The sequence below is a fragment of the Marinobacter sp. E2 genome (assembly GCF_055755345.1).
On record NZ_CM146911.1, the window covers coordinates 2,043,017 to 2,059,827 of the forward strand.

Annotated in this window: 14 protein-coding genes; 2 read left to right on the forward strand and 12 right to left on the reverse strand. The window is 60.6% G+C overall.

Annotation, left to right across the window (positions count from 1 at the left end; all coding sequences use genetic code 11):
* Positions 1–22: 22 nt before the first annotated feature.
* Positions 23–808 carry an MlaA family lipoprotein gene (locus AC0J1C_RS09330; RefSeq protein ID WP_473043587.1) on the reverse strand — a complete coding sequence of 262 codons (786 nt, stop codon included), beginning with the start codon at positions 806–808 and terminating at the stop codon, positions 23–25.
* A gap of 90 nt (positions 809–898) precedes the next feature.
* Between AC0J1C_RS09330 and AC0J1C_RS09335 the strand changes: the two genes are divergently transcribed.
* Positions 899–1,306: an acyl-CoA thioesterase gene (locus tag AC0J1C_RS09335; protein WP_473043588.1), complete on the forward strand. Its 408-nt coding sequence runs from the start codon at positions 899–901 to the stop codon at positions 1,304–1,306.
* Between the two features lie 12 nt (positions 1,307–1,318).
* On the opposite strand, the gene AC0J1C_RS09340 is transcribed toward AC0J1C_RS09335, so the two are convergent.
* From AC0J1C_RS09340 to AC0J1C_RS09350, 3 genes are all read right to left on the reverse strand, one after another.
* Positions 1,319–2,440 carry a beta-ketoacyl-ACP synthase III gene (locus tag AC0J1C_RS09340; RefSeq protein ID WP_473043589.1) on the reverse strand — a complete coding sequence of 374 codons (1,122 nt, stop codon included), beginning with the start codon at positions 2,438–2,440 and terminating at the stop codon, positions 1,319–1,321.
* 130 nt (positions 2,441–2,570) lie between these two features.
* On the reverse strand, positions 2,571–6,506 hold the full coding sequence (hrpA, locus tag AC0J1C_RS09345; RefSeq protein ID WP_473043590.1) for an ATP-dependent RNA helicase HrpA: 3,936 nt from the start codon (positions 6,504–6,506) through the stop codon (positions 2,571–2,573).
* Positions 6,507–6,628: 122 nt separating this feature from the next.
* Entirely contained in the window at positions 6,629–8,305 is a 1,677-nt protein-coding gene (locus tag AC0J1C_RS09350) for an AMP-binding protein (RefSeq protein ID WP_473043591.1), read from the reverse strand.
* Positions 8,306–8,492: 187 nt separating this feature from the next.
* On the opposite strand from AC0J1C_RS09350, the gene AC0J1C_RS09355 reads away from it, so the two are divergent.
* On the forward strand, positions 8,493–8,978 hold the full coding sequence (locus AC0J1C_RS09355; protein ID WP_473043593.1) for a MaoC/PaaZ C-terminal domain-containing protein: 486 nt from the start codon (positions 8,493–8,495) through the stop codon (positions 8,976–8,978).
* A gap of 59 nt (positions 8,979–9,037) precedes the next feature.
* On the opposite strand, the gene AC0J1C_RS09360 is transcribed toward AC0J1C_RS09355, so the two are convergent.
* Genes AC0J1C_RS09360 through AC0J1C_RS09395 form a run of 8 tightly spaced genes read right to left on the reverse strand, consistent with a single transcriptional unit; the run spans position 9,038 to position 16,811 of the window.
* A complete protein-coding gene (locus AC0J1C_RS09360) occupies positions 9,038–10,048 on the reverse strand; it encodes an AgmX/PglI C-terminal domain-containing protein (RefSeq protein ID WP_375192880.1) in 1,011 nt (336 codons plus the stop codon).
* A complete protein-coding gene (locus AC0J1C_RS09365; RefSeq protein ID WP_375192879.1) occupies positions 10,041–10,556 on the reverse strand; it encodes an ExbD/TolR family protein in 516 nt (171 codons plus the stop codon). Before AC0J1C_RS09365 ends, AC0J1C_RS09360 begins: the two co-directional genes overlap by 8 nt.
* Entirely contained in the window at positions 10,553–11,083 is a 531-nt protein-coding gene (locus AC0J1C_RS09370; RefSeq protein WP_473043594.1) for an ExbD/TolR family protein, read from the reverse strand. Before AC0J1C_RS09370 ends, AC0J1C_RS09365 begins: the two co-directional genes overlap by 4 nt.
* Before the next feature lie 9 nt (positions 11,084–11,092).
* Positions 11,093–11,740 (reverse strand): MotA/TolQ/ExbB proton channel family protein, encoded by a 648-nt coding sequence (locus AC0J1C_RS09375; RefSeq protein ID WP_473043596.1) that lies wholly within the window; start codon positions 11,738–11,740, stop codon positions 11,093–11,095.
* Between the two features lie 2 nt (positions 11,741–11,742).
* On the reverse strand, positions 11,743–12,111 hold the full coding sequence (locus AC0J1C_RS09380; protein ID WP_473043597.1) for a hypothetical protein: 369 nt from the start codon (positions 12,109–12,111) through the stop codon (positions 11,743–11,745).
* On the reverse strand, positions 12,111–12,590 hold the full coding sequence (locus tag AC0J1C_RS09385; protein WP_473043599.1) for a tetratricopeptide repeat protein: 480 nt from the start codon (positions 12,588–12,590) through the stop codon (positions 12,111–12,113). Before AC0J1C_RS09385 ends, AC0J1C_RS09380 begins: the two co-directional genes overlap by 1 nt.
* Complete coding sequence (gene bamD, locus AC0J1C_RS09390; RefSeq protein ID WP_473043600.1) at positions 12,580–15,402, reverse strand: outer membrane protein assembly factor BamD; 2,823 nt, start codon at positions 15,400–15,402, stop codon at positions 12,580–12,582. Before bamD ends, AC0J1C_RS09385 begins: the two co-directional genes overlap by 11 nt.
* Complete coding sequence (locus AC0J1C_RS09395; protein WP_473043601.1) at positions 15,399–16,811, reverse strand: tetratricopeptide repeat protein; 1,413 nt, start codon at positions 16,809–16,811, stop codon at positions 15,399–15,401. The genes bamD and AC0J1C_RS09395 overlap by 4 nt, the downstream gene beginning before the upstream one ends.

A 16,811-nucleotide genomic window follows, 5' to 3' on the forward strand; every position in this document is an offset into this window, starting at 1 on the left:
CTCCTTTCGAACCGATATGAGCTCAGAAATCCTCGAGCATCAGATCTTCGTCATCATCACTGGCGAAGGGATCGTTGACCACCTTGCCGTCGTTGATCAGGAATTCCCTGCGCTGCAGGAATGCGTTACGCACAAATATATAGCTGTCACCGGAAATAAAACTCTCCGCTGGAATCAGGTCTGCCCGCCGATCCACAATCTGCAGGGCGCGAGCGTAGTACACTTCGGGGCTATCCACCGCATCCCACGCCGACGGCAGCACAAAGCCGTCCACCGCGAAGCCGGTAAAATGCCTGGGCGTTGACGGGCCGAGAAAAGGCAGCATCAGATACGGCCCGGAGCCGGCGCCCCAATAGCCAAGGGTCTGACCGAAGTCTTCCGGCCGCTCGGGCAGATCGAAGGCGGTAGCAACATCAATCAGCCCGCCAAGGCCAAACGTGGTGTTGTAGGTAAAACGGCCCAGTGCCACCACGGCCGACTCCCCTTTTAACTGCAGGACGCTGTTGGTGAAGTTCCTGAGCTCGGTGAGGTTGTTGAAAAAGTTAGTGATACCGCGATCCACCAGCCGGGGCGTAAAGGACCGGTAAGCCTGGGCCACCGGTTTCAGGAACCAACGATCGATGGTTTCGTTGAAGGAAAAGACCTTGCGGTTCCAGTTCTCCCAGGGGTCTGTCGGATTCACCGGCACCGAGCCTTCCGGGGCCGGTTCCTGCATGTTCTGAGCGAGCGCGGGGCCGGTGCAGGCCAGCGCCAGAACAAGCGTCATGACCAGAGGGTTCAGAGGGCGCCGGGAAAGAAATTCTCTCATTTGTCAGCTCTTGGGTTGTCTATTCCGTTTCAGTTCGTCGAAAATACCGGCGCTATTATTGTTATTAACCTATCTTTCCGGAGGAACTCCATGTCAGTACCGGGCAATCTTGTAGCAACCATCAACATCCCGTTGCGGTGGGGCGACATGGACGCATACGGCCATGCCAACAATACAGTCTACTTCCGTTTCTTCGAGGAGGCTCGCATTGTCTGGCTGGCCTCACTGGAACTGGGCAGTGGTGAACAGCCCACCGGGCCGGTCATTATAAAGACCAGCGCCACCTTTCTAAAGGAATTGAATCACCCGGCCACCGTCGAAGTGAAAACCTTTGCCGACAAAGCCGGCAACACCAGTCTCGACACCTATCACCTGATGACAGATGCCGATACTGGCGAGGTCTATGCGGAGGGATACGCGAAAATCGTCTGGTTCGACCGCAAAACGCGCAAATCGGCGCCGCTGCCGGACAGCCTTCGGGCCCTGGCCAGCAACTGATGCGGTGCCGCTCTAGCGGCGCCGCACAACCACGCTGCCGATTGAATAGCCGGCACCAAACGAGCAGATAACGCCAAGATCCCCGCTGGCCAGGTCGTCCCTGTGTTTGTGGAACGCGATGATCGAACCGGCGGAGCTGGTGTTGGCATACTCGTCCAGGATCACCGGCGCCTCTTCCTCAGTGGCATCACGACCCAGCACCTTTCGGGCAATCAGCTGGTTCATGTTCAGATTGGCCTGGTGCAGCCACATTCTGCGCAGATCCTCAGGTGTGAGCGACAGACTCTTCAACTGGTTCTGGATGGTTTCCGCAACCAGAGGTGACACTTCCTTGAACACCTTCCTGCCCTGCTGAACAAACAGTTTGTCCGGCTTGCCGATACCGGATTCATCCGCCCGGTTCAGGAAACCGAAGTTGTTGCGAATATTGTTGGAAAACTTGGTTTTCAGACTGGTACCCAGAATTTCAAAGCCCTGCCCTTCACGGGCATCTTCTTCCCGCTCCACCAGGATGGCCGTGCAGGCATCGCCGAAAATGAAATGGCTGTCCCGATCCCGGAAGTTCAGGTGCCCGGAGCAGATCTCCGGACTGACCACCAGCACCGAACGGGCACTGCCGTTCTCCACCGAATTCACCGCTGCCTGCAGCCCGAAGGTCGCGGAGCTGCACGCCACGTTCATGTCGTAGGCAAAACCGTCAATTCCCAGGGCCTCCTGAACTTCGATGGCCACCGCAGGATAAGGCCGCTGAAGATTTGAGCAGGCGACAATCACCGCGTCGACATCGCCAACGGATTTACCCGCCTGGTCCAGGGCTTCACGGCAGGCCGCAACAGCCATGTCGCACTGCACCGAGGGCTCGTCGTTGCTGCGTTCAGGGATGTAGGGCGTCATGCGCCGGGGATCCAGGATACCATCCTTATCGATCACGTGGCGGCGTTTTATGCCAGAGGCTTTCTCGATGAACTCGGAAGACGACGGCTGCAGGGGCGCCACGTCGCCACGCTCAATGGCCTCGGCGTGTTCGGCGTTGAACGTTTCAACGTACTGATTGAAGGCTTCGACAAGTTCATCGTTGTCGATGGTTGCTGGCGGCGTATAGAGGCCGGTCCCGCTGATAACGGCTTTGATCACGCTAACCCCACGTAATAATTATGGAAACAGTATGTCTGGGCAAACCCACTGTCAGAAATACTAACACAGTCTCCGGGTTTTGCCCGCCAGATCACAGTCACTGGCACCGATCTGGTGCATGGCCCCCGCGTTACACGCGGGTCTTCTCCCACTGCCGATCCAGACGCTTCACGGAGACCGTCATCGCGGTGCCCAGTTGCTGGGCAAAGAAAGACACCCGGAACTCTTCCAGCATCCAACGGTAGAGCACAAGCTCCGGATCGCGCACACCTTGCCGCTTCTGCTCGTCCCGTTTTACGGCATAGCGCGACCAGAGCGGTTCGATCGTGTACAGGAATTCCCGCTCACGTCCCATTTCCCTGGGCATTTTTTCCATGCGAATCAACGCCGCCTCGAAGTAACGCCCGAACTCCGCCAGCCACTGGGGTGGCGTGTTCACCAGAAAGCCCGGGTATACCAGGTTCTGCAACTGGAATTTCAGATCCGCCATGCTGTTGGCCAGGGCCAGGTTAATCTTGCCCTTGAGGTGCTTTGCCACCTTCTGGTAGCCCGCCATGGCCTGGTACAGCCGTTCATCCGCCTGCTCAAGAACCGGTATAAAGTCGCCACGGTGTGCATCGAACACCCGCTCAAACTCGTCCGCACTGCGCGGAATGCCGTCCTCCAGGAAATGCTGCATGGCGGTAGCCAGCAGAAGGTCGTCCAGCATTACCCTGGACTGCCCGACCGGCGCGAACATCAGCGCCGATTGTTTGAATTTAGGAAGCTTGCGCTCGAGGTCATCGAGGGTTCTCCCGAATCGGTTAACAATCAGCCGGGCAACCGCCTTGCGCGACGTATCCTCGGCGGTCAGCGGGTCCAGGCAGCGGATTTGCCGGACATTCCGGCCAAGGTCCTCCAGTGCCGGATACACGGTAATCTGCATACCGCCCTTCTCGGTCTGCACCTGCGCTGGCAGGCGGCCGAACTGCCAGTCAGCGTACTCCCCGGACGGTTCCTCCGCTGCCCTGTCGGAAGCAGCCGAGGCCAGCGCCTGCTCCGCCTTGCCCTCGAGCTGGTGTTGCAGCTCGGCCGTGTCGCGACTCTCTGCAATCGGCCGGCCCCCGTCACCCAGAACCCGCAGGTTCATCCGGAGATGTCTCGGCAATTCCGATTCGGACCAGGCCTGGGGATCAATCTGGACACCCGTCATCCGCCGCAACTGCTCGCCCAACTGGAGCGTGAGCGGCTCATTGGAGGGTTGAAGATTCTCTAAGGCGGCATCCACAAAATCCGGCACCGGCACAAAATTCCGGCGCAGCGCCTTGGGCAGTGATTTGACCAGGGCAATGCACTTCTCCCGGAGCAGGCCCGGTACCAGCCATTCCAGGCGTCGGGCCGGAATCTGCTTGAGCGCCATCAGGGGAACCTGCAGAGTCACGCCATCCTGCTCGCTGGTGGGCTCAAACTCGTAGCTGAGCGGGTAACGAACCCCCTCCCACTCCAGGTAGTCCGGATACAGATCGCGGGCGCCGGCGTCCACCGGGCGCTGCAGAATATCCTCTTCGGTAAGCTCCAGGTCCTTCAATTCCCCGGCCGAGAGCCCTTTCCACCAGCTTTCAAAGTGGCGACCACTGATGATGTCGTCCGGCAGCCGCTCCTCGTAGAACGCCACCAGCACCTCATCGTCCACCAGCAAATCCCGCCGCCGTGTCTTCTTTTCCAGGTTTTCAACGGTATCGAGCATTTCGCGGTTGCGAGCGATAAACGGCGCCCTGGAGCGGTAATCTCCTTCCACGAGGGCACGGCGGATAAACAGGTTCCGGCATTCGGCAGGGTCAACCTTGGCGTACGGAATACGTCGCTTGGCCACGATATCCAGGCCATAAAGCGTCACCTTCTCATACCCCATCACCTGGGCCCGCTTCTGTTCCCAGTGCGGTTCAAAGTAATGGTGCTTGAGAATATGGCCCGCCAGAGGCTCCACCCACTCCGGCTGAATGGACGCCACCATACGGGCGAATACGCGGCTGGTTTCCACGATCTCGGCTGCCACAATCCATTTGGGCCCGGTTTTGGCCACTTTTGAGCCGGGAAAGATCAGCACTTTCCGGTTGCGGGTCGCCAGGTACTCCTTTTTCTCGAGCTTGAACGCCACCTGCCCCAGCAGACCCGCAAGAATGGCCTTGTGCAGCGATTCGTAGCTGGCCGACTCCTTGTTTACCGGTAGCTTCTGCTCACGACAGATCAGCGTGAGTTGCCGGTGAATATCCCGCCATTCCCGCATTCGCATCCAGCTCAGAAAGCTCTTCTGGCAGACCTTCTTGAGCTGGTTCTGGGACAGTTCCTGGCGCTGTTCCTCGAAGAAATTCCAGATATTCAGCAGGGTGACGAAATCCGACTCCTTGTCATTGAACGGCGCATGGGCCTGATCCGCGGCCTGCTGTTTGTCCTGTGGGCGCTCCCGCGGGTCCTGTATGCTCAGGCCGGCAATGATTACCAGGGTTTCCGCAAGACTTCCAAGCTCGCCCGCCGTTACCAGCATCCGGGCCAGTCGAGGGTCCAGGGGCAGCCGGGCCATGGTTCGGCCCAACCGGCTGACCCGGCGCCGGTCGTCCACGGCCCCCAGCTCCTCGAGCAGCTTGTAGCCGTCGTTCACCTGTCGCTTGTCCGGCGCCTCGAGGAACGGGAAATGGCGTATTTCCCCCAGACCGGAGGTGGCCATCTGGAGAATAACCGACGCCAGATTGGTCCGCAGGATTTCCGGGTCCGTGTATTCCGGACGATTGATGAAATCGGTCTCGTCGTACAAACGGAAGCAGATACCCGGCGCCACCCGACCGCAACGGCCGGCCCGCTGGTTTGCACTGGCCTGGGAGATGGGTTCGATGGGCAAGCGCTGGATCTTGGAGCGCACGCTGTACCGGCTGATCCGGGCGACCCCGGTGTCAATCACATACCGGATGCCCGGAACGGTGAGCGACGTTTCGGCCACGTTGGTGGAGAGCACAATCCGGCGCCCCTTGTGTGGCTGAAACACCCGGTTCTGCTCGGCATTGCTGAGCCGGGAGTACAGCGGCAGAACCTCGGTATGGCGCAGGTCGACGTGGCGCAACACCTTGCTGAGCGCGCGGATCTCACGCTCACCGGGCAGAAACACCAGCACATCACCGGGCGGTTGCTTCTCGCTGCGTTCATGCTGTTCGATTTCGTCCAGGGCGCCCAGCACACCATCGGTCCAGCCCTGATCGCGGTCGTCCTCGTCACCGGTCAACGGACGATACCGGATATCCACCGGATAGGTTCGGCCACTGACTTCTATTACCGGCGCCTTGTCGAAGAACTCGCTGAAGCGTTCTACCTCGATGGTGGCCGAAGTAATGATGACCTTCAGATCTGGCCGTTTGGGCAACAGCTGCTTCAGGTAGCCGAGCAGGAAATCGATGTTAAGGCTCCGTTCGTGGGCCTCGTCGATGATCAGGGTGTCGTAGCGGTCGAGAAACCTGTCGTGCTGAACTTCCGCCAACAGGATGCCGTCGGTCATCACCTTGACCCGCGACTGCTCGGAGGTGTTGTCGGTAAACCGCACCTGATAGCCAACCTGCTGGCCGGTCTGCTCTCCCAGCTCCTCAGCAATACGGGCGGCGACGCTGCGGGCGGCAATCCGGCGGGGCTGGGTGTGGCCAATCAGGCCCCGGATCCCACGGCCGCTGTTCATGCAGATCTTCGGGATCTGAGTGGTCTTACCGGAGCCAGTTTCCCCGGCAATAATCACCACCTGATGGTTCTCGATGGCCTCCCGGATGTCGTCCACCCGGTCCGATACCGGCAGCCCGGCCGGGAAACTGGCAGGCTTGTGCAGTGCATGGCGTTGCTGGACCTTTGCCAGACCCTGCTCCAGCCAACCGGCCATCTTTTCCAGATCCTTCGGGCCTGGCCGGCCCTTGCTGCGCGCCACGGCTTTCACAATCCGGGCCGCCTCCTGCTGATTGCAGGCATCGAGTTGCTCGGTTATGGCTTTGACAGCGGCCACGCCGTCAGGCTTCGGGGTCGGGTTATTGGCAATCGGGGAATCGGTATCTGTCATTTACAAACCGGCGTGCGCTCTCTGGATTCGGATTGGGCGACAGTCTATCGGGAATTTCCGGGTCTTAAAAATAGAAAAACCCCGCCGAAGCGGGGTTTTGATCGTGCCAGCGGCAGGAGCCGTTACTTCTTGTTGGCCTCGTCACGCAGCTCGCGGCGCAGGATCTTGCCAACGTTGGTCTTGGGAAGCTCGTCCCGGAACTCGAACTGCTTGGGCACCTTGTAGGCGGTCAGCCGCTCGCGACAGAACTCCTTGAGCTCGTTCTCGGTCACGCCCTCGGCGGTGGGCACGAGGAATACCTTCACGGCCTCGCCACTCTTGGCGTCGGGTACACCCACAGCGGCACATTCCACCACTTTCGGGTGGCTGCTCACCACGTCCTCGATTTCGTTCGGGAACACATTGAAGCCAGACACGATAATCATGTCCTTCTTGCGATCAACAATGCGGATGTAACCATCTTCCTGGATCAGGGCAATGTCCCCGGTGCGAAGATAGCCATCTTCGGTGAACGATTTCTGGGTATCTTCCGGGCGCTGCCAGTAGCCGCGCATAACCTGGGGCCCCTTCACACACAGCTCACCCGGCTCACCCAGCGGTGTCTCGTTGCCCTCTTCATCAATGGTCTTGACCTTGGTGGACGGGATCGGCAAGCCGATGGTTCCCAACTGGATGGCGCTGTGCGGGTTGAAAGTCACCACTGGGGAGGTTTCGGTCATGCCAAAGCCCTCGCAGATCTCACAGCCAGTCACCCGCTCCCACATCTTCGCTGTGTCACTGGTCAGAGCCATGCCCCCGGAAGAGGTCAGTTTGAGGGCACTGAAATCGAGATCCTGGAACTCTTCATTGTTGCACAGCGCCACAAACAGGGTGTTCAGGCCCAGGAACGCGGTGAACTTGTGGTTTTTCAGCTCCTTCACAAAGCCCGGAATGTCCCTCGGATTGGGGATCAGCACGTTGTGCGCACCGGCTTCGAGCATGATGCCGCAGTTCAGGGTGAACGAATAAATGTGGTACAGGGGTAGCGGCGCAATGACCACTTCCTGTCCTTCCACCACCATGTCTTCCATCATCGGGCGGGTCTGCAGGAGGTTGGCAACCAGGTTGCCGTGGGTCAGCATCGCGCCCTTGGCAACACCGGTGGTACCACCGGTGTACTGCAGCACCGCGATGTCATCCTGCTTGCACTCAACGGGGGTAAAGGTCTCGCGGGCACCCGCGTTGAGGACCGCCGGGAGCTTATGGGCCTGGGGCAGATTGAACGGAGGCACCATCTTCTTGACGTGCTTGATGACAGCGTTCATCAGCGTGCGCTTGATTGGCGGGTGCATGTCGGCAATCTCGGTCACGATAACGTGCTCGATGCCGGTGTGCGGCAATACCTTTTCGGCGTTCTCCGCCATGTTCGCCAGAACCACCAGCGCCTTGGCACCGGAATCGTTGAACTGGTGTTCCATCTCCCGGGTGGTGTACAGCGGGTTGGTGTTCACCACAATCAGGCCGGCACGCATGGCGCCGAACACCACTACCGGGTACTGGCTGACGTTCGGCATCTGGACGGCGATACGGTCGCCGGGTTTCAGGTCGGTCTTGTTCTGCAACCAGGCCGCGAAGTTGCGGCTCTGGGTATCCAGGTCACGGTAAGTCAGGGTAGCGCCAACAGCACTGAATGCGGGACGGTCGGCAAATTTTTTGACCGCCTGTTCAAACACATCCACCATGCTCTTGTACTTGTTCAGGTCTATCTCCCGGGGCACGCCGGCGGGGTATTTGTCCTGATAGAACTGCTCAAAATCCATCACCATCTCCTGTTTGGCGCTTCTGATTGTAATGATCGACCAATGCCAGACTGAGAAGAAAATCAACCCGACAAAAGTATCAGCCTCAAAAAAGAGGGGAGAGAATAGCAGTTTTGTTAACGATGAGGTAGTTTTCGGATTGATAACCGGAACACCTGTACCAGCCAACCTTCGTGCGGAGCACGCCATGAGCGATACCCTTGATACCCTTGAAAATCTCACCTACGAGGAACTCAATGAAGGCGATACCGCCACCTTTACACGCACCCTCACCGAAGACGAACTGGTGCTGTTTGCGGCGGTTTCCGGGGACGTAAATCCGGTGCACCTGGACCCCGAATTCGCGGCCGGATCCATGTTCAAGGAGCGTATTGCCCACGGCATGTGGAGCGGTTCGCTGATTTCCGCGGCACTGGCCACGGTGATGCCTGGCCCGGGCACCATTTATCTGGAACAGAACCTGGCGTTCAAGCGCCCGGTCAAGCTGGATGACACCCTGACGGTGAATCTCAAAGTGCTGAGCAAGGAGCCAAAGAATCGCGTGTTGGTGGAATGCGACGTGCGTAACCAGAATGACCAGCAGGTGGTGATTGGAGAGGCCAAGGTCATCGCACCAACCACGAAAGTGTCCCTGCACAAACCCCAACTGCCGAAGATTACCATCGACCGCTGATCTGCTGCACCGCCGGGGATGGGCGACGACGCCCTGCCCCGAACTGCTTGTGCGCAGGCTCAGCCGGGCAGGAAGTCGATCGGGAAGCGCACCCTCCGGGCTTCGACATTGTCGGCGCCAAAATTGAACAGGCGTACGCGCATGGCAATCCGCTGTTCAAGCGTGGGGTGCTCCAGTTCCGAGCTTACCACCTCACAGGCGGAAACCGACCCGTCGGGCTCGATGACAAGTTCCAGCAGCACCTTGCCTTCCAGAGTCGGATCCTGGCGCAGCTCCCGCCGGTAAAGGGAATAAAGCGCGGTTTTCTGGGCATCGAACACCTTTCGAATGTTGCTCATGGCCCGCTCGCCGGTCGAGGGCTTGGCAGGGCCAGGGCTCGCCGCAACCTCCCGCGGCGCCGCCTCTTTCGCAACCTTTACGCTCTTCACCTGATGGTCCGCCACCGCCACCGAGGTGTCTTCCATTACCTGATCGGCGACGCCACCACTGCCGGCGAGGACCGACGACTCATCCGGCGCCGTTTCGGCCTTCGTCGGTTCCGTCCCGCTATTAGCGGTAAATCGCTTTCCGGATGCCGGCTCAGGGGCTCGCATGGAGGCCAACCGGTCTTTCATTGCCAACAGACCCGATCTGGATGCCTTTTCCCGGGCCTGCTCGACCGTCTGCGCAGGCTTTTCCGTTGGCTGCGTCGCTTCGGGCGCTGGCTCCGGCGCAGGGTCCGATTTCTGCTCGGCCACTTTCGGCTCCGGCTTTACCGGCTCCGGTGGCTGCACAGGCTCTGGCAAGGGTTCAGGCTCAGGTTCCGGTTCGGGCTGCAGCGGTTCGGGCTGCAGCGGTTCGGGTGGCGTCACGGGCCGCGGAGCTTCCACAAGCCGGGCCAGTCGTGGCGGAATCTGCTCTACCTCGCTGCGGTCCCGCTCCGGCAACTGGAGGGACGGAATCAGAAACGCGGGTGGCAGGAACAGTGCCAGCATGACCACCAGTATGACGATAAACCGCCGGTTCTCACCTGCCTCCCGACTCCAGGGCAGCAGGCTCTGGACCTCCGGAGACGACCGTTGGTCAGCCATTGTGAGGTCCCTCCTGCAGGCCCTCGGCCACATCCACGGATTCAACCGCCAGCCTGACCTGCCGGTACTGCTCGTCTACACAGGTTTGCATAACCTTCCGCAACAGCCGGTAATCGGTATCACGGCCCGCCATGATGGTCACCGCCAGACCTTCCTCTGGAACTTCAGCCCAGCGCGCCCGCCGCCACGCCAGCTCCTCAGACAGGCCAGAGATGTGCGTGTCTCCGGTTTCTATACCCTCCAGGCGGGCGACTTCCTTGCCCTGAACCAGAATCGACTCCCCGGTCACCCGTACCGTCAGGTTCTCCACTGCTTCCTGCCGTGCCGTGGATTCGGGCAGCGGCACGTCTGCGGTGTTCTGCAGAACCTTTACATCGGATGAGTTCACCATCAGAAAGAACACCAGGATGGTGAAGATGTCCATCAGTGACACCAGGTTCAGGCCACCGGGTTTGTGCATGCGACTGTAGTGCCGCTGGATACGACGTGCCTTCCGGGAGGTTTTCATGCACCCTCCCCGCTTGCCGCTTTGTCGCTGGACGCTAACTGCCTGTCATCGGTGGCATCCATCAGGGAGACATCCGGAAACAGCTCCCCCTCCACCACGCTGGCAGCCACAACGGCCGGATACGACCGGACCGTGTCCATGGCGGTCACCAGAGTCTGATAATCCACCTCCGGGCCTACTTCGAGAATCACATCCGTCTTTTCCGGCACCCGGGCCTTGATCTGACGGAGCACCTCTCGCAACCCCGCAAAATCCTGACCACCGCTCTTCGCAGGCAGCACCCGGATTAGCCCGAGGCGACTGTCCGCCACCTCCATGCCCTCGGGGATCAGCGTTACCACGAGCCGCAGCTCCTCTGCCTTGGGCGCTTCACCGGCCGGCAACCCCGGGAAATTCAGCTCGATCATGCGCACCTGACTGAACACCATGCCGAGCAGCAGCACGGGCACCAGCACTATCATCAGATTGAGGAAGGCGGTGATGTCGAGCTCCGGCGCAACGTTGGTCCTGCGATGTCGACGTCTCATGAGCTTTCCTCAGGCGGCCGTTTGCCGCGTGCCGGGCTCGGAGATCAGGTTCAGCAGTTTGACTCCAGCCATCTCGAAACTGTCGACAATCTCGTTGGTGCGGGTTTGCAGGACGGCATGGAACATCAGCAGCGGGATAGCCGACATCAACCCGAAGGCCGTGGTATTCATGGCCACGGAAATACTCTCCGACAGCAGGCTGGCCTTCTGGGAAGGGTCGGCCGCCGCCACGGCGGTAAACGCGGAAATCAGGCCAATAATGGTGCCCAACAGCCCCAGAAGTGTGGCAATGTTGGCCAGGGTCGCCAGGTACTGGGTGCGCTTCTCAAGTCGCGGCAGCACCTCCATCAGCCCCTCTTCCATGGCGTATTCAATCTCTTCCCGACGGCTGTTATTCAGCAGCCGCCCGATGCCCGCACCCATGATCGAGGCGATCGCACTGTTGGAGTTGCTGGCCAGCTTCATCGCCCGCGGGTAGTCCCGCTTCTGCAACAGAGGAAGGATGCCTTTTTCAAAGGCCACGCGGTTCCGGCGGCGCACCGCCGACAGGTAGAAAAACCGCTCGAGCGTGATGGCAAGGCCCAGCACCAGGACCACGGCGATGGGGTACATGAAGGGTCCGCCTTCCTGGAAGAAACGTACGATGGTGTCCAGCATTGTTATTCTCCTGTGAATGACTGCTCAGTGCCGGCTGGGCCCGCAAACGGGCTCAGAATCAGGGGGTTCAGGTTGTCGCGAAAAACTCGGTGTCGTTCCAGCGCCAGCGGGTCGACCGGGGCCAGCAGTTCTGGCGCCTGGTCATCCAGTTCCGCACGGGGCCGCTTCGGTAGACTGGGTGCCTGCCAGGGCAGGATATAGAGGACCCTGGGTTCATCCTCGCCAAGGCTGGCCGAAATGCCTTCCACGCTCAGGCGGGAAGACAATTCGTCGGTGGTCTTCTCGGCAGCTGCCGCCCCGGGCATCAGAAACGCCAGCACCATCCAGGCCAGGAATAGCCATGCGGTTGCCTTATCGAAAACGCTCAGCATTACTGGAGCCTCCGTTCCAGATCCGCAATCCAGCCGGCCACCGATTCGTCCTCTTCGGCGGCAAGCTCCCGGTAGCGGTTGTAGTGGTGCAATGCCGTTTCCAGGTCCAGCAGGTAGAGTTCCGAAATCACGGCCAGGTTGTAGTGCAGTTCGGCCACGGCAGGCGAACGGCGGATGCCCTGCCCGAGCAGCTCGGCGGCCTCCGCGAACCGGTTCTGCTCCTTGAGAAGAAGCGCGAGATTATTGACCACCACTGAATTAGCCGGGTCCAGCGCTACCGCCTTTTGCCAGGAATCCACAGCAGCGTCCTTCCGGCCCTCATCGTAGGCTTCGCGGCCCGCCTGCACGTGCACTCTGGCCTCTTCCGGGCTCACTCCGGTAGCCTCAGGCTCCTTTGGGGCCTTGCCTGCACAACCGGATAAAACGACCACCAGAAGCGTCAGGAACACACGCCTGCAAAACCGGGTTTCAAGCACCATCGGCCACCTCCATGTTCCAGCTCAACCATTTCAGATTCCGTTCATAGCGGCCCGGATGGAGCTCGGCCAGAATACTCAGGCTTCGGCCAATCCAGGGATCGTATCCGCTGGAAGTTATCCGTTGATGATTCTGACGATGCAGGCCTATGGCTTTCTCTTCGAAGGGATAGGCCTCCTCCTCAAGGAGCATCTGATACTGCATGGCCTCCATCTCGTTCAGCTCCGCAGGCACCGACGACGCCATCAGATCATTGGCAAGGCCGCGGTAAAGCTCCGCGCGCCGAAACAGAGATTCAGACAGCACCTGTTCGCCCCCCAATGCTTCGGCATCCAGGAACCGCTGTCGGGCGGCTTCCAGCGCCGCCTGTTTGCGAGCAAGCGACTGCTCGAGCGGATGGTCGAGCCCGATGCGGGTGAAGGCTGCCGCCGCCCGTGCACCCAGCACCAGAGAGGCCCGGGCGGCCCATTCCAGTGAGGCATCACTGTGCCACGGACTGTCCAGTTCGGCGGCTACAAGCGCCTCACGCCAGTGGTCAGCGTCTTCAGTGGATTCCATCAACTGGTAACGCAATGTCTGCAACTGCTGATGTTGCTGACCATCGTCGGGGGTGGGGTGGGCGGCGAGATAATCCCGATACAGCTGGTTGCGCTCAACAAGATTGCCCGCCCGATCAAGGAGTTCGGCGGCACGAAGTCTGAACGGCCAGGGGTCCGCCTGGTTCGCCGATGTCTGCAATAACTCGGAAGCCGCACGGGTGTAGTCGCCGGACTCGGTCCAAGCAAGCACCAGCTTCTCACTGATGCCGTCAGCCAGGCCATGGTTCGGGAACGCCTTGCGAAACTCTTCAAGGTTTGCCACCGCTGGGCCCCAGGCTTCCGCCTTGAGCAGCGTGTTGGCGGCGTCATAACGAGCCTTTATAGCAATCTCGGAGCCGGGAAGAATGGGCTCCACGCGTTGAAAATGCCGAACGGCCTCCTCTACCCTGCCCGCCGCGGCGGCCTGCTCGCCCTGGCGGTAAACAACCGTGGCCAATTGCTGGCGGAGGTCTTCAGTCTGCCCCGCTACCTTCCCAGACACGCCCTCGTTCTCTGCGAGTTTCAGGGCCTGGTTCCAGGCCCGTTCAGCAAGACCGTACTCCCTGTTCTGCTGCCGGATACGGGCGGTGACCTGCCAGGCGGCGAACCGCTCGTCGCCGGAGGCACCGGAGCTTCCGATTACCCGGGCACTGTAATCCAGGGCCAGAGTCTGATCACCCATAGCCAGCCAACGCGCCGCAAGATCTGCCATCAGGCCAATGCCGCGCAGGTCCCCGGGAAACCTCGCGAGGAAGCGGTCTGCTTCTCCAGTGAGGTCCGATAAGCCCGGAGCAAAGGCCTCATCGGTCTTTCGTCCGTCAACACCGTCTCGAAGCAAAACTATGCCCGCCCAGCCTGCGTCGGCGGCCTCGGCAAAGCCGGTCTGCTCATAGGCCGCCTGACGGAAATCGGCCAGCGCCAACGGGTACTGGCCTGCCTGGAGGCGCGCATCGCCCGCCAGTCTCAGAACCTCACCCGCATGGTCGACGCGCGCCGCGAGGCCTTCATAAAAGCCAGCGGCCATTCGGAACTCGTCCCTCGCCAGTCCGTCCTGATTCCCTTTCAGGAACCTGCTGCCCCGTGCGTACGCATGATCGGCCAGTTCGCGACTGAATTCCTGCCAACGAGCTTGATGCTCGACCGCCAGGGCAGAATAGGCCTCAAGCGGACGATACTGCGCAACGAACTCAGCGCGGGCTCGCCTGGCCTGGTCGGGGTCGCCGGCGGCGCGCCACACCTCAACCAGCTGCAACCGGAAGTCCGGCTCCGACCGGTGTTCAACCGCCCAATCGAAAAAAGCCTCGTGAGTTTCAACGCTGGCAAGCGTTTCACCCCGTACCGCGTAATAATCCGCCAGCCGGTCGAACAGGAGATGCTCCCAGGCCGGGTGCCCCGAATCCTCGAGCCATGTCACCAGCGATTCAGGCCCCTGATTACGGCTTGCCATCAACGCCAGTACGCGGAAGGTATCGTCAATCGTATCGACATTGGCTTCGGCAACGGTCGAGAGACTGGCCGAATCCGGCAGGAATTCGTCCAGCACCGTTACAAAGGTTCCGGCGGCACGATCCCAGGCAGCGGAACCCTGCTTGAACTGGCTCCAGCCAAGCATGTACCGGGCCTTGGTGCCCAATTCGCCGGCCTTGCCCGATTCCAGCAGCTGGCGATAAGCCGTCTCGGCCCGGGCATAGTCACCGGCGGCAAAGGCGTGCTCTGCCAGTCGGAACCGCGCCTCAGGCACCAGCGGCGAGTCAGGATACAATCCCACCAGCTGTTTTAACCGCTGGATAGAGGCCTCCGCCTGACCGGTCAGCGCATGGGCCTTGGCCATCTGGTACAGCAGCTCATCCAGGCGACCGGCGTAGGCGCCCCGCTCCAGGATCGCTTCATAACTGGCTATGGCCTCGCGGTAGGCCTGCTCTTCCTCCGTCGGTGAAAAACCCACGTCCTCACCGGATCGATCCCGAATATTGCCGAGCCGGTTCAGGGCATCTATCCGGACTTCCGGTTCATCGGATGACTGGAACAAGCGCTGATACCGCCGGGCAACCTCCGACGGCGAAATGGCCGGAAGCGGTCGGCTTTCAAATGGCAGGAACACGGGCCGCATATCCCCCAGGGTTTCGCCCTCGCCTCCAAGCTCCACCCGGAATGACTCCTGGGCAGTTGTCGCCCCTGTAACGAGGACCAGTCCCATAAAAGCAGCAAATGGCAAGTTCCGGGGCCACGCACTCATTGGCTGCTCTCCCCGAGATTCTGAAGGGCAAGGTATTCGTACAGATGTGCGATCTGCTGTTCGGTTTTGTCCAGGGCGTAGGTCATCCTCTGGTCCTGCTGCCGAACAAACGTCAGTGCCATTTCGTCGAGGGCTTCGGAGGATTTCCCGGAGAGTTCGCGCACTGCGGTTAACAACCGCTCGTTTCGCTGGTGGAGTGCCCTCGCCTGGTCAGCGAGAGACTCAAGGACGGTTGGCCGGATGGTTGCCCGCTGATCCAGAAGGTAAAGGCGGCTTCGGGCATCTGCAATGGTGGTCCTGAGTGCCCGCAGGCGGAGGGCCTGTTCCTTGCCCGCACCAACAGAGAAGCGCTCTATCCGCTCAAGAAGCGCCTCTCCCTCCCGAATCAAGCGTTCGGTGTCATCACCATTCCCGATCGACCCTGAGGACACATCCCTCAAGGCGGCCTCGAGCGCCCTCTCGAAAACCTGCAGGTCACGCCCGAACCTCTCAAGCTGCCCTCTGAGTGACTCCAGCTCCGCAACCCGCCCGGCCGCATGCTGCGCTTCTGGCTGCTCCATGAACGCCAGCAGGTAAGCCATCCTGGGCTGGGTCAATGTGCGGCTGTCGGCAAGAAACCAGTCAACGCCGGTATCACGGGCGTCAAGGATCAAGGTTTTATAGGCGCCGTCGCGCCCGATCTTCTCCGCCAGCTTTCGCAACGTCACCCGTTCACTCTCAAACGCGGCGTTGGCCGCCAGGTAAGCTTCCCCGGATTGTCCAAGATAGCCGGAGAGATCGTACCCCCGGCCCATGCCGATCCAGGCATCGGCCACGCCCGGATAGGCCAGCGGGTATTTGCGTGCCCGATGCCAGCTTTGCATGGCCGCCCGATGATTGCCTTTTTCGGCCAGGGCAAGGCCATGGAGGTAAAGCGCCCGAGGTGTGCTGAAGCTGTCCAGATCCACCTTTTCCAGAAACCCGATGGCCTTGTCGAATTCCCCATGCTGGTAGGCAAGGTAGCCTGCTCGAACCAGCAGGTTGTTGCGCAGGTGCGCCCGGCGCTCGATTACCGGATCGCCCTCCGCCATGGCCAGGGCAACTCTCAGGGCCACCAACGCGCGGGCGGGATTGAGGTCAGTGCTCGCGTAATCGGTGGCCAGATTCAGGTAACCGAGGGCAGACCAGTAGCCTTCTTTCATGCCGGCCAGAATGCGCCCCGCGTCATCCGTTCTGCCGTCAGCGCGCGCCGATTCGGCCTCTCCATAGAGCGCCTGCTGCCGGGCTTCTCCAATGTGTATACCCACACCCTCGGCGGTCCGGAAGGATGCGAGCCCGGAACGGATCTCCTCCGGCAGGGGCGAGGCCGCACCGGCACAGGTACTACCCAGCCCCACAGCGGCTACCAGCAGAAACGCACGCAGACCCAT